Consider the following 18,894-nt stretch of genomic DNA (forward strand, 5'->3'; position numbering starts at 1 on the left):
CACGGCAGTGATGATGGTTAAAGTTCGTTGTTCATGAGGGCGGGGAAGAAGCCTTCATGGGCCTTGCGGAGCATGTCGAGGGCGACGTCTGCGACAGTGTCACCGCCGACCGTGCCGATCCGCGTCGCGCCGGGGATGTCGGTCCCGGCAGGCGCGGTGACGACGTAGCGGGCCTGGTCCTCGCCGAAGGCCGAGGCGGTGGTGAGGGTGATGTCGAGCGCCGCGCCCGTGTTGCCGGCGAGCGCCATTTCGGCGAGCGTGACGAGCAGGCCACCATCGGAAATGTCGTGGACGGCGTTGATCGTGCCGGCAGCGACGAGGCCGCGCACGGCGTCGGCATTGGCGCGTTCGGCGGCGAGATCGACGACAGGCGCGTCCCCGGCTTCCCGGCCAGCGACTTCACGCAGCCAGATGGACTGGCCCAGATGCGTGCCTTCGCCGCCGATCAGCCAGATCGCGTCGCCTTCATTTTTGAACGCAACGGTCGCCATGACGTCCACATCAGCGAGCAGGCCGATGCCGCCGATGGCAGGCGTAGGCAGGATGGCGGAGCCGCCACCCGTCGCCTTCGATTCATTATAGAGGCTGACATTGCCTGAGACGATCGGGAAGTCGAGCGCGCGGCAGGCGTCGCCCATCCCCTCCAGACAGCCGGTCAGCTGTGCCATGATTTCGGGGCGTTGCGGATTGGCGAAATTGAGGCAGTTGGTGACGGCGAGCGGGGTGGCGCCGACGGCGGAGAGGTTGCGATAGCATTCTGCTATCGCCTGCTTGCCGCCTTCATAGGGGTCGGCATAGCAATAGCGCGGCGTGCAGTCGGTGCTGATCGCGATGCCCTTTTGCGTGCCATGGACGCGCACGACGGCCGCGTCGCCGCCGGGGCGCTGCACCGTGTCGGCGCCGACCATATGGTCATATTGTTCCCAGATCCAGCGGCGGCTGGCGATGTCGGGGCTGCCCATCAGCGTGACGAGGTCCGCGCCGAGGTCGGCGCTTGTCGGCAGGTCGCCGAGCGGTTCGACCTTCGCCCATGCCTTATAGTCGTCCTTCGGCATGGACGGGCGATCATAGAGCGGCGCGTCATCGGCCAGCGGGGCGAGCGGGATGTCGCAAACGACCTCCCCCTTATGCTCCAGCACCATGCGGCCAGTGTCGGTGACATGGCCGATGACGGCGAAGTCGAGTTCCCACTTTTTGAAGATCGCTTCGGCAAAGGCTTCGCGGCCGGGCTTCAAGACCATGAGCATCCGCTCCTGGCTTTCCGACAGCATCATTTCATAGGTGGTCATGCCGGTTTCGCGCTGCGGCACATCGTCCATCTTGAGGTGGAGGCCGACGCCGCCCTTGGACGCCATTTCGACCGAGGAGGAGGTAAGGCCGGCCGCACCCATATCCTGAATGGCGACGATCGCGTCGGATGCCATGAGTTCAAGGCAAGCCTCGATCAGCAGCTTTTCGGTGAAGGGGTCGCCGACCTGGACGGTGGGGCGCTTTTCCTCGCTGTCCTCGCCGAAATCGGCCGAGGCCATGGTCGCGCCATGGATGCCGTCGCGGCCGGTCTTGGACCCGACATAGACGATTGGATTGCCGACGCCGCTGGCGGCCGAATAGAAGATCTTGTCGGTGTCGGCGACGCCCACCGTCATGGCGTTGACCAGGATATTGCCGTCATAGGCGGCGTGAAAATTCACCTCGCCGCCCACGGTCGGCACGCCCACGCAATTGCCATAGCCGCCAATGCCGTGGACGACGCCGGCGATGAGATGCTTCATCTTCGGGTGGTCGGGCCGGCCGAAGCGCAGCGCGTTCATATTGGCGACCGGGCGCGCGCCCATGGTGAAGACGTCGCGCAAGATGCCGCCCACGCCCGTCGCCGCGCCCTGATAGGGTTCGATGTAGCTGGGGTGATTATGGCTTTCCATCTTGAAGATGGCGGCCTGGCCATCGCCGATATCGACGACGCCGGCATTTTCGCCCGGTCCGCAAATCACCTGCGGCCCCTTGGTCGGCAGCTTCATCAGGTGGATCTTGGAGCTTTTATAGCTGCAATGTTCCGACCACATCACCGAGAAGATGCCGAGTTCGGTCAGGTTCGGCTCGCGGCCGATAGCCTTTAACACGCGGTCATATTCTTCCGGGCTGAGGCCATGTTCGGCGACGACTTCCGGGGTGATCTGGGTGGCGGTGCTGGACATGCCCGCGCCTTTAGCGAGGGCGTCGCGGATTCACAATGGGAAGGCTGCGCCGGTTGCATTTCATGCTAGGGTCGCGGCGGAGGCCGCAAAGAGGAGCGCCCATGACCATATTGGACTGGATGATATTACCGCTGCGTCGCTATGCGCGGTTCAACGGGCGGGCGCGGCCACGCGAATATTGGATGTTCGTGCTGTTGGTGGTGTTGGCACTTGTCGCGCTGTCGATCCTGGAGACGGCATTGGGTCTTGCTGTGACGGAACAATGGGTGCGCACCGGGCCATGGGGCGCAAGTGCGATCTATCGCACCCATGGCGGGCCGCTGACCGGCCTGTTCGCGCTGGGCATCCTCATTCCCCATCTGGCGGTGATGGTGCGGCGGCTGCATGACACCGATCGCAGCGGTTGGTGGCTGCTGCTGGGATTGCTGCCGCTGCTGGGCGGCCTGTTGCTGCTGATCTTCTTCATCATCGGCGGCACGCGCGGGCCGAACCGCTTTGGCGACGACCCGGTCGAAGTGGGCGAAGGCGCCACATAGGGCTAGGCGAAGCCAGACAAGGAAAAGGCCGGCCTCCTGCGAGGACCGGCCCTGAATTTTTCGAAACTGAATCGTCAGGCGATCAGACGTGGCAGCTCTGCGCCTTCTTGCCGGGAACGGCAATCTGCACTTCGTCGCCCTGACCCGACACTTCATAGCCGCCCTCGGCGGTGAAAGCCTGGCCCGCTTCGGCCGCTTTCAGCTGGGTCGGTTCGCCGCCCTTCTTCGTGCGGAAATTGGCGGTCTTGTCGTCGGTCATGAAGTCGACGAAATAAAGGCTGTTGTCCTTGCACCGATACTGCTTGGTCGCCTTGACCGAAGGCGGCAGTTCGACGGGCGCGGCGTTGGCGAGCTGGTCAGCCATCGGGTCGGCGGGGCCGCCCACGACTTCGGGTTCGTCATTCTTGTTGCAGGCCGACAGCAGGGCGACGCCGGCCAGGGCGATCATGGGGAGAGAGAGTTTCATAGCGATCCTTTTATGTGCATGTGCAACATGCCACGTCAACGCAAAAGCACGGGATAACCGCCATCTCCCCTGAAATGACGTCATGACGCGGTGATGACAAGGATGTCGAAAGCGGTGCTGTGCGGCCCGCAGGCCCTTGCGCACTTGACCGGGGCGTTGGGCGCGGCCAATGCAGGGCCATGGCTGAGGAAATGTCCCCCGATCCGTCGTCTTTGTCCTTCGAGGATGCCCTGCGCGCGCTGGAGCAGATCGTGCGCCGGCTGGAAAGCGGGGACGTTCCGCTGGACGAATCGATCGCGCTCTATGCCAAGGGCGAGGAATTGCGCAAGCGCTGCGCCGACCGATTGCAGGCGGCCGAAGCGCGCATCGCCAAGCTGACGGTTGACGCCAATGGCGCCGTCACCGGCGCCCAGCCGTTCGGCGCGGACTGAGATTGATGACCGAAAGCGGGGGCGCGGTCACGGACATGCTGGCGCGGGCGCGCGATGTTGCGGCGCACATAGATATGGGCTTCGACCGGTTGCTGGCCGTGCCCGACGATGCGCGCGCGCGGCTGTATGACGCGATGCGTCATGCGGCGATCGGCGGGGGCAAGCGATTGCGCCCGCTGCTGGTGCAGGCGGCATGCGATCTGTTCCACATTTCGCGCGAATCGGCGCTGCGCGTCGGGCTCGCCATCGAATGCATCCATGTCTATTCGCTGATTCACGACGATCTGCCGGCGATGGACGACGATGATATGCGCCGGGGCAAGCCCACGGTGCACAAGGCGTTCGACGAGGCAACGGCGATCCTGGCGGGCGATTGCCTGCATGACCTGGCGTTCGAGGTGCTGGCGGACGCGGAAACGCATCCCGATCCGTTCGTGCGCATCGAACTGGTGAAGGCGCTGGCAACATGCAGCGGGCCGGCGGGCATGGCCGGCGGACAGATGATGGACCTGGAAGCCGAACGCACAAGGTTCGACCTGGCGACGGTCACGCGGTTGCAGAATCTCAAGACCGGGGCGCTGATCTGTTTTTGCGTCGAGGCCGCGGCGATCATGGCGCGGCTGCCGCAGGAGGCGCGCACGGGTCTGCACGGCTATGCCCGCGACATCGGCCTGGCCTTCCAGATTGCCGACGATCTGCTGGACGTGGAGGGCGACGTGGCGCTGGCGGGCAAGGCGCTGGGCAAGGATGCGGCGGCGGGCAAGGAAACATTCGTGTCTTTGCTGGGCGTCGAGGCCGCGCGCGAACGGGCGCATATGCTGGTCGATCAGGCGAAGGACCATTTGCGCAACCATGGGGCGGAGGCCGACCTGTTGCGCGCGATCGCCGATTATATCGTGGAGAGGGACCGCTAATATCATGAGCAAGCAGCGCATCGGCGTCTATCCCGGCACGTTCGATCCCATCACGCTGGGGCATATGGACATCATCCGGCGCGGCGCGACGCTGGTGGATACGCTGGTCATCGGCGTCACCACCAATATCGCCAAGTCGCCGATGTTTTCCGACGAGGAACGGTTGGAGATGGTGCGCCGCGAATGCGCCGACATCGACAGCGACATCCGCGTGGTGGGGTTCAATTCGTTGCTGATGGATTTCGCCGAATCGCAGGGCGCCAGCGTCATTATCCGCGGGCTGCGCGCAGTCGCGGACTTCGAATATGAATATCAGATGGCGGGGATGAACCAGCAGATCAATAGCAGGGTCGAAACCGTCTTCCTGATGGCGGACGTGTCCCTGCAGCCGATCGCATCGCGGCTGGTCAAGGAAATCGCGCTTTATGGCGGACCGATCCATAAATTCGTCAGCCCTTGCGTCCGCGACGAAGTGGAGGCGCGCGTGGCGCGCAATGGCCGCAAGGGCGCGGGCTGACGCGGCCATCCCGGCGTCGTTTCAGCCTGGGTTCAGTTGCCAATCGCGATCAGCGCGCTATCAGGGCGGGGAATGACAGCCCCGTTTCGGCTCACACGATCAAGGAAGTTCTGCCTCATGCGTTTCACTTGCGCGCTCAAGACCGTGGCGATCACCGTCGCACTGACCGCGTCCGGCGTGGCCTTTGCCCAAGGCGGCGGCGGGGGCCAGGGCGAGGATTTCAAGAAGGCCGAAACCGCTGCGCGCGCGCAGGAAAATGCCAAGTCGCTGGAAGGGTCGGACACGCCGCAATTGCCGCCCGCGACCGTGCCGGTGGACCCGCAGAATGTGTGGGACCTGGACCTGTCGAGCGGCGGGCGGGTGCGCGTCCAGCTGCGCCCCGATATCGCGCCCAACCATGTCGAACGGATCAAGACGCTGACGCGGGAGGGCTTTTACAATGGCCTGAAATTCCATCGCGTCATCCCCGGCTTCATGGCGCAGGGCGGCGACCCCAAGGGCGATGGCACCGGCGGATCGCCATTGCCCGACCTGAAGGCCGAGTTCAATCCGATGCCGCATCTGCGTGGCACCGTGTCGATGGCGCGCGCGCAGAGTGAGGACAGCGCCAACAGCCAGTTCTTCATCGTGCTGTTGCCGCGCATGCAGCTGGACAAGAAATATACCGTCTTCGGCCGGGTGATCGAAGGCATGCAATATGTCGATGCGATCGCGCAGGGCGAACCGCCCGCCAACCCGACAGTGATCCTGCAGGCGTCGATCGAGAGCGACGGCAAGCCGCCGGTGACGGCGCCGGTTGCGCCAGCAGCGCCAGCCGCACCCGACGCGCTGCCGTCCGGCGCGCTGACGCCGCCGGCGCAATAAGCGACGCCTTCGCCTGAGGCGTTCCCATGCGCGTAGACCTGTTCGATTTCGATTTGCCGCCGGAGAATATCGCTCTGCGGCCCGCGTCGCCGCGCGATTCGGCGCGATTGCTGGCGGCGGCGGGACCGAGCGGCATTGAGGATCGCGCCGTGCGCGACCTGCCGTCGCTGTTGCGGGCGGGCGACATGCTGGTGTTCAACGACACGCGCGTGATCCCGGCGCAGCTGGAAGGGCGCCGGGGCGAGGCGCGGATCGGCGCGACGTTGCACAAGCGAACCGGGCTGCGGCAATGGCAAGCCTTTTTGCGCAACGCCAAGCGGGTGCGGGAAGGCGACCGGATCGAATTTGGCGCTGGCGTCACGGCGATCGCCGGCGCGCGCGACGAGGATGGCGGCGTGACGCTGGAATTCGAAGGCGAGGAGCCCGTCGAAATCCTGCTCGAGCGCGCAGGGACCATGCCGTTGCCGCCTTATATCGCCAGCAAGCGACCGACCGACGAGCAGGATCGCAGCGATTATCAGACGATGTTCGCGCGCGAGGATGGGGCGGTGGCGGCGCCCACCGCGGCTTTGCACTTCACGCCAGAGCTGATGGACGCGATCGCGGCGGCCGGCGTGCTGACTCAGACGCTGACGCTGCATGTCGGGGCGGGCACGTTCCTGCCGGTCAAGGCGCAGGATACCGACGATCATCGCATGCACGCCGAATGGGGAAGGATCGACGCGGCGGCGGCCGATCGGCTGAACGCCGCGCGCGCGGCGGGTGGGCGGCTGATCGCGGTGGGCACCACGTCGCTGCGGCTGCTGGAAAGCGCGGCGGGCGAAGATGGGGTGATCCGCCCCTTCGCCGACGAAACGCGCATCTTCATCACGCCGGGCTACCGGTTCCGGGCCGTCGATGGGCTGATGACCAATTTCCACCTGCCCAAATCGACCTTGTTCATGCTGGTCAGCGCGCTGATGGGCCGCGAGCGGATGCAGGCGATCTACGCCCATGCGATCGCGCAGGGCTATCGTTTCTACAGCTATGGCGATTCGAGCCTGCTGCTGCCCGAGAAATAGGGAAAGCCGTTTCCGTTTTTTGCCATCCCTGCTGCTGACAGGGATCCGACACCGCCTGCTGGGATCACGCACCGGCGCGGCTTCCTGATAGATGCAGGTGCGGCCGGCAATATGGCCGTGGCCGCAAAAGGATGAGCGACAATGGTTCCCGATCAGTAAAATCGTGCTGTCGAAAGGAACAATTGACGATTCGTCTTGGCGATGTAGAAGATTTCGACAGTAGAGGGGCCGGTGGGGTCGGTTCTCGTCAAGACTTTCCGCTGCGGGCGCAGGTGGCAGACAAGTCTTGATCCGGATATAGGGGAGAAGTGGGCGTGCCTGACATGTCGAGGGTCGGGCGCCTTTTGGCGGACGCGTCTGCGCGCGCGGCGTCTGCGAACAAGGCGCATTTTGGTATTGGCGATCTGGCAGATTTGCTGGAGCATCAATTTTCGGCTCGGCGTGGGGACACCGCCGCCGACAGGACTTCGGTCGACAGCAAATATGTAAGCGAACCGCGCGGCATCAACCGGCTTTTCTTCGGTCGCGTGCCACCCGATCCGATGGCCTTGCCCCTGGCGATGCCGATCGAGGATGGCGGGGCTGAGGACACTGGGGGGTGCATGGCACCGGGTCATGAAGACTGGGCACCGGTCCTGGAGGGCCTTGAGGCGATCTGCCAAGGCCATGAGGCATTGCTGGGCATACTCGACATGACGTGCGTGGGCATGTTCATATTTGATATCGACGCCCATCTGGTCTTCGCCAATCGCTATGGGGAGGACATGCTGGCGGAAGGCGGCGACTTGCAGATCGGAGGCGGCAAATTGTCGGCCAGTCGGCCCGATAATGTCGCGCGCATCAGCCATCTCTTCGCGCGTATGGCGTCGGCGGATGAGCAATCCGTCGGCATGACGCGCATCGAGCGGCAGGGTGGGTCGGCCTATGTGATGGTGCTGACGCGATGTCTGCTGGGACGCAACGAGGCGCTGGTTGCGCTGGTGGGCGATCCTGACCAGCGCGTGACGGTCGCCGGCGACATGCTGCGCGAATTATATGGCTTGGGCCGGGCGGAGGCGGAGATTGCTGTCGCGCTGGCGAAGGGCCTGGATCTGGAAGCTATTGCCGAGCTTCGCGTCACCAGCATCGGGACGGTCCGTAATCAGGTGAAGTCGATCGCCGCCAAGATGGATTGCACGCGGCAGATCGACATCGTCCGGCGCATTCTGTCCATCCCGATCATCTGCCCGCCCCGCAAAACCGAGCAAAGTTAAATATCTGGGAACAAACTGCCCCAAGCTGAAACAGCCAACCACATTTCGAGAGGGATATACCAAATGGGAGATGCGACTCGCGCCGCAGAGGCTTAACGAAGCCTTAATAACAGGGTCGAGTTACTTCATAGCCTTTCGTGGGAGTGGGGCGTGCAAAGGTTAGTAGTCTCGACACTGGCACTATTGTGCCTGGGGTATCCCGGTGCGTCTTTCGCACAGGATCTGGTTCATTCGCCCATCAGCCCAACCTTCGGGGGTAATCCGTTCAATTCGGCCCATATACTGGGCACGGCCAACGCGCAGAATGACTATCGCGATCCAAAGGCGGCGTCATCCTCGTCACAGGCGGATATTTTCGCTCGCCAGTTGCAGTCCCGGCTGTTGTCGGCCCTGTCTTCGCAACTGGTCGATGCGATCTTTGGCGAAAACCCGCAGGAAAGCGGCACCATCAGCTTTGGCGGGCAGACGATCGATTTCGTGCGCGGGCTGGAAGAGGTGACGATCAACATCTTCACCGAGGCGACAGGCGAAACCACGACGATCGTGGTGCCGACCTTCGTCGATGTGAACTGAAGAAGGGGCGGGGGCTCTTTGCATGATACGGCAGATTTTCCTGGCTTCGGGCGCGGCGCTGCTGCTGGGCGGATGCAATTCGCTGGCGACGACGGGGCGGGACGATATCCCCTCGATGAACCCGATGGCGGTCTATCCCCGCTATACGCAGGCCCAGCGGCAGTTGATGGACTTGCCGCCGCCGCAGCGGCCGGTGGCGATCGCCGTCTATAATTTCTCCGACCAGACCGGCCAGTATCGCGTCGGGGAAGGCGGCACGCAGACGCTGTCGCGCGCGGTGACGCAGGGCGCGGCGTCCATCCTGGTGCGGGCGTTGCAGGATGCGGGCAACCGCAAATGGTTCACGATCGTCGAGCGCGAGCAGCTGCGCAACCTGCTGAACGAACGGCAGATCATCCGCGAAATGCGCGAACGCTATCTGGGTGAAAATAACGTCAACCCGCAGGCGCTGCCGGCGATGCTGTTCGCCGGCGTGCTGCTGGAAGGCGGGATCATCAGTTTCGACACCAATACGGTGACGGGCGGCGCGGGCGCATCCTTCCTGGGGATCGGCGCCAGCACGCAATATCGGCAGGATACGGTGACGGTCTATTTGCGCGCCATTTCGGTGCGCACCGGCGAGGTGCTGACCACCGTCACTGCGTCCAAGACGATTGCGTCCCAGTCGCTGGGCGCGTCGGCCTTCCGCTTTGTCGGCTTCAAGGAGCTGCTGGAGGCGGAAGTCGGCATGACGACGAACGAGCCGGATCATATCGCCCTGCAACAGGCGATTGAGAAGGCGGTCTATGGCCTCGTGATGGAGGGCATTGACCTGAACCTGTGGAATTTCGCGGACACCCAGGCGGGCTGGCCGATGCTGTGGCGCTACCGTCAGGAGCGCGATGGCGTCTTCACGCCCAAGCAGGTGGAAGCGGCAATGGATACCGCGCGCAAGGCTGCGCCCATGAAGATGAAGCCACGCGCGGTGCCAATGACGGAAATGCCCAAATCCTCCAGCAAAGCCAAGCAGGGAGGGCCGGGCGTGGGTCGTTAAACGAAACGATTGACCGCCATCAGGCAGTCAGCGTTTCAAAAGGTTCGGAGGACCGCCTGGTGTTCCCCGGACCATGACAAGAACCAGGCGAACAGTCGCCCGCCGGAGGTGGAAGCTCCGACGGGCGAGCATGAGTGAATGAATGTGCCACCAATCATGCGGCCCTGAAGTAAGCTTACTTCGGGACAGCATGGTTATCGCCCTTTTCAAAAGGAATGACAACCATGAAACGGACCATCTATACTTCGGTTTCGGCCCTGGCGCTGCTGGCAGCAGCCCCGGCTTTCGCGCAAAGCAACGATTCGACCGTGACCCAGTCGGGTGACAGCCAGACCGCATCGGTGACGCAGAGCGGCGCCAACGACGTGTCGTTCGTGACGCAGGAAAACGCGGATAACGACGCCACCGTGTCGCAGGCTGGCGGGACCGGCAGCTATTCGAACGTCCTTCAGACCGGCGCGGGCAACACCGCTTCGGTGACGCAGGATGACGATGGCACCGGCGTTGCGCCCACCCAGACGTCCGAAGTCCAGCAGACCGGCAGCGACAATGATGCGACCGTCACGCAGACGCAGACCTCGTCCTTCCTGGGCACGACCAACGATTCGACGGTCGTCCAGTCGGGCAGCAGCAACGTCGCTGCGGTTTCGCAGGCGGATGATGGCCAGTTTTCCAGCCTCTACCAGACGTCGGACAACAATATCGCCAATGTGAGCCAGGGCGTCGACGGCGCGCCTGAAGGCGGTTCGGCCGGCACCACTTATGAAAATACGTCCTATGTCACGCAGGGCGGCACCGGCGGCAATGACGCCACCGTTACTCAGAGCGGCTATGTCAACTATTCGTCGGTAAATCAGCAAGGCGCCGACAGCATTGCCGATGTGACGCAGAGCGGCAATCTCAACACGTCGGAAGTGTCTCAGCTTGACGACGCCGGTGGCACGGCAACCGTCACGCAGAGCGGCGACAGCAATGATTCGACCGTCAATCAGACGTCGAACGGGTCGATCGCGACCGTCGATCAGTCCGGCTCGGGCAACCTGTCGGTGCTGAACCAGGGACGCAATGACGGCAATCCGTTCCAGACCAATGGCCAGCAGGCGTTGATCACGCAGGGCGGCGACAATAACCAGTCCTATGCGACCCAAAGCGGCTCGTCGGGCGACCTGAATGTCAATCAGTCAGGCGACAACAACCTGTCGGATGTGGTCCAGTCGGGCTTTGACAATTCGGCCGGTGACAATACCGGCATGGTCGGCGTCAATCAGGAGGGCAACAGCAACGAAGCCTATGTGACCCAGGCGGGCCAGCTGTCCGATGCCATGATCGACCAGATCGGCGACGACAACTATGCGTCGATCGATCAGAGCGTCGGCAATGCGCCCAACCCTCCGGGCGGTCCCGATCCGCGCGTTGCCACCGCTTCCATCTCGCAGGATGGCAGCAACAACAGCAGCACAATCGACCAATTCGGCGGCAGCGCCACCATCAGCGCGCGTCTGATGGAAGCGAGCAGCAGCCAGGGCGGCGACAACAACCAGAGCACGATTTCGCAGACCAATACGCTGGTTGCGGGTGCAAGCTCGGGTAACTTCGCCAGCGTCGACCAGGGTGGTAACGACAACATCTCGACGGTGATGCAGGACGGCGCGCTGAACGAGGCCATGGTCGACCAGAGCGGTAACGGCAACGAGTCCTGGGTCTCGCAGGCCGGTTCGGGTCACTCCGCCACCGTCACGCAGAGCAGCGACATGAACAATTCGGTCGTCAACCAGACCGGCATGAACAACACGGCCACTGTCACGCAGGGCATGTGATTGGAAAGGGGATCAGCGCTGCAGAATCGCGGCGCTGGTCCCGCCTTTCGCACAGACTAAAGGGATAAGATCATGCAGCGCATCCTTCTTGCGAGCGCGTCGGCGCTTGCCTTCCTGGCCGCGGTTCCGGCCCTGGCGCAGAGTAACGGCTCCACCGTGACGCAGACCGGCACCGACGCGACGGCCACCGTCACCCAGTCCGGGTCCAACGCGGCCTCCACCGTCACACAGGGTGGCGACAATAATGCGGCGACCGTGACCCAGTCGGGCAATGGCGCTGAATCCATCGTCCTGCAGGACAATGGCACCGGCGGCGGCAGCAATGCCAGCGACGATGATAACAGCGCCACCGTCGACCAGACCGGCGACGCCTGGTCGCGCGTCCGTCAGTATAATGACAATGCTGACGCGCAAGTGACGCAGAATGGCGATGGCAACAGCTCCGACATTTTGCAGACCGGCGACAATGACGACGCGACCGTCGATCAGCAGGGCACGGACCTGACATCGACCATCGCTCAGGCGGGCAACAGCAATGACGCCAATGTCAGCCAGAGCGGCGACACCAACCAGTCGGGTATTATCCAGAGTTCCGGCGCCAATGTCGCGATCGTGACGCAGGAAGGGTCGCTGAACGAATCGTCGATCTTGCAGAACGGCCTTGGCCTCAACACCGCCAATGTCGAGCAGACCGGCGAGGATAATGATTCGCAGATCACGCAGGGCGGCATCGCCAATGACGCGGGCGACGATGCGACCGTGCGCGGCGTGTTCCAGAGCGGCGACCGCAACAGCTCGCAGATCAGCCAGTCGGGCGGCTTGCAGGATGCGGCGGTGCGCCAGACCGGCGACGACAATGATTCGCAGATCACCCAGGGCGGGTCGCTGGGCGCGGCGCATTACGCCGATGTCGACCAGAGCGGCAATGGCAACGGATCGGTCATCAGCCAGGCGGGCGCGCTGTCCGACGCGCTGGTCGATCAGAGCGGCAATGACAATGGTTCGACGGTCACGCAGGGCGTGCTGGGATCGCATCTGGCCGATGTCGACCAGAGCGGGAACGACAACAGCTCGACCGTGACGCAATATGGCTGGAGCCAGGCCGCCTATGTCGATCAGGTGGGCGATGGCAACACGTCCTCGATCGACCAGGGCACCGCGCTCAATGGATCGGACCAATATGCGTCGGTGGCGCAGAATGGCGACGATGGCATGTCGACCATCACCCAGCGCGGCCAGGACCAGCGGGCCGAGCTGACGCAGGGCGGCGTGTCGAACGAGTCGTTCATCGACCAGTCGGGATCGGATCATCTGGCTGAAGTGACGCAGGATGGCGCCGACAATTATTCGTCGGTGATCCAGTCGGGCAGCGGCAGCAGCGCGACCGTCACCCAGACGAGCGACCTCAACAACAGCTTCGTCAACCAGAGCGGCAATGGCCACAGCGCCACGGTCGTCCAGGGTTCGACCGGCGCGATGTAAGCGCACGGCCCGCCAGCCCGCCCCAGACGGGCGGGCCGGCGGGTATCTTTTTGTGTGAAGGAGGCGATGATGGGCAAATTCGGCATGGCGGCGCTGCTGGCGCTGGCTTTGGCAGGCGCGATGGCCGCGCAGGCCAGCGAAGCGCAACCCGGCATCCCTGCCCCCAGCCTGCCCTATATGCTGGAGGTGCCGGCATCGAATGGCCGCAGCGTCTATATCGAGCAGGTGGGCTCCTATAATCGCGTCACGGCCGTGCAGAGCGCGCCGCGCGCGGCGGCCCGGATCGCGCAGGATGGCGCACGTAATATCGCCCATGTCGAGCAGCGCGGCGAAGCGGCCGCCGCAGCCGTGACACAGCGGGGCGACGACAATGCTGCGCGGGTGACGCAGCAGGGCGCGGGACAGAATATGCTGGCGCTGGCGCAGATCGGCCATGGCAACAGCGCCGTGGTGCAGCAGCGCGCGATGGCCGCGAGCAGCAATCAGGCGACGATCGCGCAGACGGGCAATGGCAATCAGGTCGCGCTGACGCAGGATGGCGGCGACAATCAGGCTACGCTGGCGCAGACCGGCGACAATAATGCGATGACCGCCAGCCAGACCGGCGCGGGCAATCAATTGACCTGGACGCAGGAGGGCAATTACAATGCGGACCTGGGCGTTCAGCAACAAGGCGGCAGCGCCATCGCCATCCATCAGAGCGGTGGCGCGGGCGGCAAGTAGCGCCATGGAGAGGCGGCGATGACGGGCTGTCGAATAAGAACCGGGATGCTGATCGCGCCGCTGCTGCTGGCGGCGCCGGGCGTGGCGGCGCAGGTGAGCGTCATCGACGGCGAACCCGCGCGGGCGGCCGGAGAGGTGGAGCAGATCGGGGACAAGGATGCGCGGGCGGGACCGCTGCTGCCGCCCGACGATATCGTGACCTGGCGTGATGAGGGGGCGGGCGGGCTGGCGGACCCGGTGCGGACGGAGAACCGCCGGGATTCGGTGCAATCCGTACGCCAGCTCGGCCCAGTGCAGGATGATGAGCCGGTGGTGCAATTGTATCGCGGCGGGCGGACCGCCCAGCCCAGCGCGCCGTTGTCTTCGCCGGCGCAAGGTCGAACCGGGGCGGTCGAGGCGGTTGATGGGCAGGACCGGTGTGATCCGGGCGCGGAAGACAAGGAGACGCCGGGGCGCTGCGCGCAGGTGATCGAGACGCGATCGGCCGAATTTGCCAAGCCATCCCCCACCGCCTTGTCGCCCGAGCAGAAATTGCTGGTCGACGGGCGCATTCGTGGCGAGCCGGTCGCTGCGGATCGCCGGATCGCGACGCGATCCGACGCGGACGATCCCGACTATCAGCGGATTGCCGCCGCCGCTGCTTTGCAGAACGCGCCCGCCAGTGTTGCGCAAAAGCCGGTGGATGAGGAAAAGGACGCGCAGGCCGAGGCATTGCAGAATGCAGCGATCGGCGCGGTCGTCGACATCCTGACGCCGCGATGACGGGGGCGGCGATGCCAGGAAGCCTGATGATGATGCTGGCTGCGATGGGAGGGACGCCGATGCAGGCGCAGGACATGGCCGATCGCCCGGTCGAAGCGGTGCTGACGGCGGCGGATGGTGCGGACGTGCTGACGGTACGCGGCCTGTCGGCGGTCGCGGTTTCGGGCTCGTATGAACTGGACGTGGTGTCAGGCGCCCGGTCGGGCAATCATGCCGTGCAGAAGGGGCGTATTCACCTGGCCGCGAACAGGCCCGCGACATTCGTGACGTTGCGGGTCAACCAGTTTCGAACGGCGCGCCTGAGGATCAGCATCGATGGCCAGCCGCCCTATGAGCAGGCAATCACGCCCGAGCGTTGACCAACCGGAAAAGACCGTTTCAAGCGCCGTTCGTCGCGGATGCCGGCCGGGTCATGGCATCTTAAGGCGGCTTTAACCTCACTTGCTTCACAAGGGCGGCGCGGGCGCATATGCGGTTGGCGGGCGTCGCGGCGGACAGATGCCCTTGGGGGTCGCGGGTTTGTTTCAGGATAACCAGGTCGGGTTTCAGCAGGGCGGCGCGCCCATGTCGCTGTGGATGGCGGAATCGCTGCGGCGCGGCATGCCCATCCCGACGCGCAACTGGCGCATGCGCCTGCGCGACTGGGCCGAGGATGTGGAACTGGTCCCCGACCTTGGCCAGCGGATCGGGAGCCGCACCTGGTTTCGCGGCCTTGCGACCTGTTTCGGGCTTTGCGCCAGCGCGCTATATCTCTCGCCCGGTTTCCAGCCCGTGCCCGGCGCACCCGGCCCGACGCTGAGCGATGCGCACTATGACGAGGTGCGCAGCCAGATGATCACGCCACTGGCGCTGGGCGGCGACAGCGGCCATCGCATGGGATCGACGGACGCGGTGCAGCCGCTGCGCGAGACGCCCGAACGACCCCAGATTGAGCTGAGCGCCCAGGTCGGCAGCAGCGATACGCTGGCGCGCGCCTTGTCGCGCGCGGGCGTCAGCAGCGCCGATGTCGCCGCCGTGGTCGGGATGGCGGGCGCGGACATTGCGGGCGGGGTAAAGCCGGGGACGCGGCTCAATATCGTGCTGGGCCGCCGCGCGAGCCGGGATCGGCCGCGACCGCTGGACAAACTGGGGTTTCGCGCGCGGCTGGACTTGGACATGACGTTCGAGCGGCTGGGCGGCGTGCTGTCGATGCAGCGTGTGCCGATCCGCGTCGACAATACGCCGCTGCGCATTCAGGGCGTGGTGGGGGACAGCATCTATCGTTCCGCCCGCGCGGCCGGCGCACCGCCCAAGGCGGTGCAGGCGTTCCTGCGCGTGATCGCCAAGCAGGTCGATCTCGGCTCCATCGCGGCGGGCGACCGCTATGACATCGTCACCGAATATCGGCAGGCCGAAACCGGCGACGTGGAAGTGGGCGAATTGCTCTATGCGGGTCTGAAGCGCGCGCGGGGCAAGGATATCGACATGGTGAAATGGACCAGCAATGGCCGCACCGAATGGTATGAGGCGTCGGGCGTTGGCGAGCGGCGCGGCGTGTTGTCGGCGCCGGTCGCCGGGCGCATGTCGTCGGGCTATGGCCAGCGGCGGCATCCGATATTGGGCTATACAAGGATGCATGCCGGCGTTGATTTCGCTGCGCGCTACGGATCGCCTATCTATGCCGTGACCGATGGCGTCGTATCCTTTGCCGGGCGGCATGGCGGGCATGGCAATTATGTGCGCATCCAGCATGGCGGCGGCCTGGCGACCGGCTATGCGCATATGAGCCGGATCGCGGCGGCATCCGGGCAGCGGGTGCGGCGAGGGCAGGTGATCGGCTATGTCGGATCGACCGGCCTGTCGACCGGGCCGCATCTGCATTATGAGCTGTATCGCAATGGCAAGACGGTCAATCCACTGTCGGTGAAGTTCACGACGACGGCGCAGCTGGCGGGCCGCGAGCTGACGGCGTTCCGGGCGCAGCTGGCGGCCTTTAAGGGGCTGGCGGTCGGTGCGCATCAGCGGTTCGCCCAAGGAGCGTCGCAGGCCGCAACGGAGGCGGCGGCGCCTGTGGGCAGGGGCCGGTAATCTGATCTTTTCGCCGATGCGTCCTTCCGCTAACGGGCGGGGATGACAGGCACCGTTAGCGCCATCCTGCTTGCAGGCGCGCGTCCCATTCCCGATCCGCTGGCCAAGGCCGCGGGTGTTGCGGTGAAGCCGCTGGTCCCGGTGGCGGGCGAACCGATGATCAATCGCCCGGCGCGAGCGTTGCTGGACCATCCCACGATCGGCGAGGTCATCATCCTGACGCAGCGGCCCGATGCCTATGCCGCAGAGCCGGCGACCGCGTGGCTGGCGGATCACCCGCGCGTGCGGTTCGAGACGGGCGGTCAGGGGATCGCATCGTCGCTGCTGGCGATGATGGAGGCGCGGGCGCTGGCCTTTCCGGTTCTGCTGACGACGGCAGACCATGTGCTGCTGGACCGGGCGATGCTGGACCAGTTTGTCGGGGAGGCGCAGGGGGCGGACATCGCCGTCGCCATGGTCGAGCGGGCGACATTGGTGGCGCGCTATCCGCAGTCGCGGCGAACCTGGCTCAAATTCCGGGACGGCGGATGGTCGGGCGCGAACCTCTTCTGGATCGGCAGCGATCGGGCGCGCCGCGCGATCGCGCTGTGGCAGGAGGTGGAGCAGGACCGCAAGAAGGGGTGGAAGATCCTGGCGGCGTTCGGGCCGCTGGCGCTGATCGGCGCATTGCTGCGGATATCGACGCTGCGCGGTGGCATGGCGCGGGCGGGCCGGCGGCTGGGGCTGGAGGCACGGCTGGTGGCGATGGCGAGCCCGGAGGCGTGCATCGACGCGGACAAGGCCGAGGATGTGACGCTGATCGAGGCGATCCTGGCCGCGCGCTAATCTTTGGTAGCGACCGCGCGGCGGCTGGCGAGACCCATCATCGTGAAGGCGGCGAGCGAGGAGAGGATGTTCGCCATTGCCGCACCCTGCGTGCCGTAGAGGGGCAGGAGCGCCGATTGCAGGCCAAGGAGAAGTAATGTCGCGATGACGCTGATCCGCAGCGACAGTCCGGCGCGGTCGGTGGCCATTAGCAGCGGGCGGTAGCTGACCCCGGCAAGATCGATACAGGCCGCAACGCCCAGCATCAGCAGCAGGGGGTAGGCGGGCAGAAATTCGTCGCCCGCGATGAGGCCCAGCAGCGGCCGGCCGACGGTGAGGATGATCGTGATGATGACCGCGCCGGCGATCAGCGCCAGCCGGTTGGTGCGGCGGAATAGCGCGCCCAGGGCTTCGGTCCCCTGCGCCGTGGTGCGCGAGAGTTCGACGAAGATGCTGCGCGAGAGAAGGCTGGAAATCTTGGTCAGGGAATTAGCGAGCTGGTTGGCGAGGCGATAAAGGCCCGCGCCTGCCGGCCCGACAAAGGCGCCGACGATCAGCACCGCCACCTGCTGCCCGACCGAGGACAGGCTCGTCTGGACATTGGTGGCGGTGAGAAAGCCGACGATGCCGGGATTTTCCGCGCGCGCGTCAAGGGCGCGACCGGCGCGCCAGCTGCCGATCCGGTCGCCGCCGACCCGCAGCGCGAGGAACCAGTAGCTGGCCGCGCAGAGCAGTTCGGCAAAGGCCCAGGCCAGCAGGAAGGCGGTGATGCCGGGTGCGAGCGCCCAGGCGACCAGCGCGCCGATCATGCGGCCGACCGGGATCATGGTTTCGGCAAAGGCGGCGGAATCGAAGCGATCGAACAGGCGCAGCACGCCCGTCGGGCTGGAGCGGATGGTGATCATCATCAAGAGCGCAAACAGCCAGACCTGAAGCCCCATGTCCGGTTCCAGCCCCAGCAGCGGACCGGCAAAGAGGATGACGCCCGCCGCGATGGCCGCGCCCGCCGCCGCCGAGGCCAGGTCGATAAGGATGCAGAAGCGCAGCACGCGGTTGAGCGCGTCGCCATCGCCCGCGGCCAGATGCGGCTGGCCATAGCGCACGACGATCTGCCAGCTGTCGAAGCTGACCAGCGTCTTGATGACGTTGGCAGCGCTCAAGACCAGGGCGAAACGGCCGAAATCGGCGACGCCCAGCGTGCGGGTGACGATGGCGAGATAGGCGAGGCTCAGGACCGCGCCCACGCCCTTGCCGCCCAGCAGCCAGCCGGTATTGGCCAGGATGCGGGCGAAGGCGTCGGCCGCCGCGCCTGATCCGCGCTTGAATATCACTTGAGTGCCGGCCCTTCCTGTCCCCAGCCGGTCGTCCGGCGGGGCCTATCTAGGGCCTGACGCGC

Annotated in this window: 19 protein-coding genes; 16 read left to right on the top strand and 3 right to left on the bottom strand. The window is 65.1% G+C overall.

Annotated elements, in window-relative coordinates; all coding sequences use genetic code 11:
• Positions 1–17: 17 nt before the first annotated feature.
• Complete coding sequence (gene purL / locus LL253_RS03140; RefSeq protein ID WP_228226168.1) at positions 18–2,195, bottom strand: phosphoribosylformylglycinamidine synthase subunit PurL; 2,178 nt, start codon at positions 2,193–2,195, stop codon at positions 18–20.
• A gap of 101 nt (positions 2,196–2,296) precedes the next feature.
• Here purL and LL253_RS03145 point away from each other — a divergent pair, with 101 nt between their 5' ends.
• Positions 2,297–2,731, top strand: a complete 435-nt coding sequence (locus tag LL253_RS03145; protein WP_228226169.1) for a DUF805 domain-containing protein — start codon at positions 2,297–2,299, stop codon at positions 2,729–2,731.
• A gap of 82 nt (positions 2,732–2,813) precedes the next feature.
• Here the strand turns inward: LL253_RS03145 and LL253_RS03150 are convergent, their stop codons facing one another.
• Positions 2,814–3,197: a hypothetical protein gene (locus tag LL253_RS03150; RefSeq protein WP_228226170.1), complete on the bottom strand. Its 384-nt coding sequence runs from the start codon at positions 3,195–3,197 to the stop codon at positions 2,814–2,816.
• Positions 3,198–3,376: 179 nt separating this feature from the next.
• On the opposite strand from LL253_RS03150, the gene LL253_RS03155 reads away from it, so the two are divergent.
• From LL253_RS03155 to LL253_RS03225, 15 genes are all read left to right on the top strand, one after another.
• Positions 3,377–3,628 carry an exodeoxyribonuclease VII small subunit gene (locus tag LL253_RS03155; protein WP_009821183.1) on the top strand — a complete coding sequence of 84 codons (252 nt, stop codon included), beginning with the start codon at positions 3,377–3,379 and terminating at the stop codon, positions 3,626–3,628.
• A gap of 5 nt (positions 3,629–3,633) precedes the next feature.
• Positions 3,634–4,542, top strand: coding sequence for a polyprenyl synthetase family protein (locus LL253_RS03160; protein ID WP_228226171.1), 909 nt, complete (start codon positions 3,634–3,636; stop codon positions 4,540–4,542).
• 4 nt (positions 4,543–4,546) lie between these two features.
• The gene (coaD, locus tag LL253_RS03165) at positions 4,547–5,059 is read left to right on the top strand and encodes a pantetheine-phosphate adenylyltransferase (protein WP_009821185.1); all 513 of its coding nucleotides are present in this window, start codon (positions 4,547–4,549) and stop codon (positions 5,057–5,059) included.
• 117 nt (positions 5,060–5,176) lie between these two features.
• Positions 5,177–5,923 (top strand): peptidylprolyl isomerase, encoded by a 747-nt coding sequence (locus LL253_RS03170; protein WP_228226172.1) that lies wholly within the window; start codon positions 5,177–5,179, stop codon positions 5,921–5,923.
• A gap of 26 nt (positions 5,924–5,949) precedes the next feature.
• Complete coding sequence (gene queA / locus LL253_RS03175; RefSeq protein WP_228226173.1) at positions 5,950–6,984, top strand: tRNA preQ1(34) S-adenosylmethionine ribosyltransferase-isomerase QueA; 1,035 nt, start codon at positions 5,950–5,952, stop codon at positions 6,982–6,984.
• Between the two features lie 314 nt (positions 6,985–7,298).
• Positions 7,299–8,237 (top strand): helix-turn-helix transcriptional regulator, encoded by a 939-nt coding sequence (locus LL253_RS03180; protein WP_228226174.1) that lies wholly within the window; start codon positions 7,299–7,301, stop codon positions 8,235–8,237.
• A 150-nt stretch (positions 8,238–8,387) separates the two neighbouring features.
• Positions 8,388–8,810 carry a curli assembly protein CsgF gene (locus LL253_RS03185; RefSeq protein ID WP_228226175.1) on the top strand — a complete coding sequence of 141 codons (423 nt, stop codon included), beginning with the start codon at positions 8,388–8,390 and terminating at the stop codon, positions 8,808–8,810.
• Positions 8,811–8,832: 22 nt separating this feature from the next.
• Entirely contained in the window at positions 8,833–9,843 is a 1,011-nt protein-coding gene (locus LL253_RS03190) for a CsgG/HfaB family protein (protein ID WP_009821190.1), read from the top strand.
• Positions 9,844–10,067: 224 nt separating this feature from the next.
• Positions 10,068–11,660 (top strand): beta strand repeat-containing protein, encoded by a 1,593-nt coding sequence (locus tag LL253_RS03195; protein ID WP_228226176.1) that lies wholly within the window; start codon positions 10,068–10,070, stop codon positions 11,658–11,660.
• Positions 11,661–11,732: 72 nt separating this feature from the next.
• The gene (locus LL253_RS03200; RefSeq protein ID WP_228226177.1) at positions 11,733–13,142 is read left to right on the top strand and encodes a hypothetical protein; all 1,410 of its coding nucleotides are present in this window, start codon (positions 11,733–11,735) and stop codon (positions 13,140–13,142) included.
• A gap of 66 nt (positions 13,143–13,208) precedes the next feature.
• On the top strand, positions 13,209–13,865 hold the full coding sequence (locus tag LL253_RS03205; protein WP_228226178.1) for a hypothetical protein: 657 nt from the start codon (positions 13,209–13,211) through the stop codon (positions 13,863–13,865).
• A gap of 18 nt (positions 13,866–13,883) precedes the next feature.
• A complete protein-coding gene (locus tag LL253_RS03210; RefSeq protein ID WP_228226179.1) occupies positions 13,884–14,627 on the top strand; it encodes a hypothetical protein in 744 nt (247 codons plus the stop codon).
• A gap of 26 nt (positions 14,628–14,653) precedes the next feature.
• Positions 14,654–14,986 (top strand): curli-like amyloid fiber formation chaperone CsgH, encoded by a 333-nt coding sequence (gene csgH, locus LL253_RS03215; protein ID WP_228226180.1) that lies wholly within the window; start codon positions 14,654–14,656, stop codon positions 14,984–14,986.
• Between the two features lie 205 nt (positions 14,987–15,191).
• Positions 15,192–16,694, top strand: coding sequence for a peptidoglycan DD-metalloendopeptidase family protein (locus LL253_RS03220; RefSeq protein WP_456115068.1), 1,503 nt, complete (start codon positions 15,192–15,194; stop codon positions 16,692–16,694).
• 42 nt (positions 16,695–16,736) lie between these two features.
• Positions 16,737–17,519: a nucleotidyltransferase family protein gene (locus tag LL253_RS03225; protein ID WP_228226182.1), complete on the top strand. Its 783-nt coding sequence runs from the start codon at positions 16,737–16,739 to the stop codon at positions 17,517–17,519.
• Here the strand turns inward: LL253_RS03225 and LL253_RS03230 are convergent.
• A complete protein-coding gene (locus LL253_RS03230) occupies positions 17,516–18,829 on the bottom strand; it encodes a lipopolysaccharide biosynthesis protein (RefSeq protein ID WP_228226183.1) in 1,314 nt (437 codons plus the stop codon). The genes LL253_RS03225 and LL253_RS03230 overlap by 4 nt on opposite strands.
• Between the last annotated feature and the right edge of the window lie 65 nt (positions 18,830–18,894).

The sequence above is a fragment of the Sphingobium soli genome (assembly GCF_020782245.1).
In the GTDB taxonomy this organism is placed as follows: domain Bacteria; phylum Pseudomonadota; class Alphaproteobacteria; order Sphingomonadales; family Sphingomonadaceae; genus Sphingobium; species Sphingobium soli.

Excerpts from the sequence above, each read along its gene's own strand:
- LL253_RS03150 (WP_228226170.1), bottom strand. The coding sequence starts at position 3,197 with ATGAAACTCTCTCTCCCCATGATCGCCCTGGCCGGCGTCGCCCTGCTG.
- LL253_RS03210 (WP_228226179.1), top strand. The coding sequence starts at position 13,884 with ATGACGGGCTGTCGAATAAGAACCGGGATGCTGATCGCGCCGCTGCTG.
- LL253_RS03205 (WP_228226178.1), top strand. The coding sequence starts at position 13,209 with ATGATGGGCAAATTCGGCATGGCGGCGCTGCTGGCGCTGGCTTTGGCA.
- coaD (WP_009821185.1), top strand. The coding sequence starts at position 4,547 with ATGAGCAAGCAGCGCATCGGCGTCTATCCCGGCACGTTCGATCCCATC.
- csgH (WP_228226180.1), top strand. The coding sequence starts at position 14,654 with ATGATGATGCTGGCTGCGATGGGAGGGACGCCGATGCAGGCGCAGGAC.
- LL253_RS03170 (WP_228226172.1), top strand. The coding sequence starts at position 5,177 with ATGCGTTTCACTTGCGCGCTCAAGACCGTGGCGATCACCGTCGCACTG.
- LL253_RS03160 (WP_228226171.1), top strand. The coding sequence starts at position 3,634 with ATGACCGAAAGCGGGGGCGCGGTCACGGACATGCTGGCGCGGGCGCGC.
- LL253_RS03200 (WP_228226177.1), top strand. The coding sequence starts at position 11,733 with ATGCAGCGCATCCTTCTTGCGAGCGCGTCGGCGCTTGCCTTCCTGGCC.
- LL253_RS03225 (WP_228226182.1), top strand. The coding sequence starts at position 16,737 with ATGACAGGCACCGTTAGCGCCATCCTGCTTGCAGGCGCGCGTCCCATT.
- LL253_RS03190 (WP_009821190.1), top strand. The coding sequence starts at position 8,833 with ATGATACGGCAGATTTTCCTGGCTTCGGGCGCGGCGCTGCTGCTGGGC.
- purL (WP_228226168.1), bottom strand. The coding sequence starts at position 2,195 with ATGTCCAGCACCGCCACCCAGATCACCCCGGAAGTCGTCGCCGAACAT.
- LL253_RS03155 (WP_009821183.1), top strand. The coding sequence starts at position 3,377 with ATGGCTGAGGAAATGTCCCCCGATCCGTCGTCTTTGTCCTTCGAGGAT.
- queA (WP_228226173.1), top strand. The coding sequence starts at position 5,950 with ATGCGCGTAGACCTGTTCGATTTCGATTTGCCGCCGGAGAATATCGCT.
- LL253_RS03195 (WP_228226176.1), top strand. The coding sequence starts at position 10,068 with ATGAAACGGACCATCTATACTTCGGTTTCGGCCCTGGCGCTGCTGGCA.
- LL253_RS03220 (WP_456115068.1), top strand. The coding sequence starts at position 15,192 with ATGTCGCTGTGGATGGCGGAATCGCTGCGGCGCGGCATGCCCATCCCG.
- LL253_RS03145 (WP_228226169.1), top strand. The coding sequence starts at position 2,297 with ATGACCATATTGGACTGGATGATATTACCGCTGCGTCGCTATGCGCGG.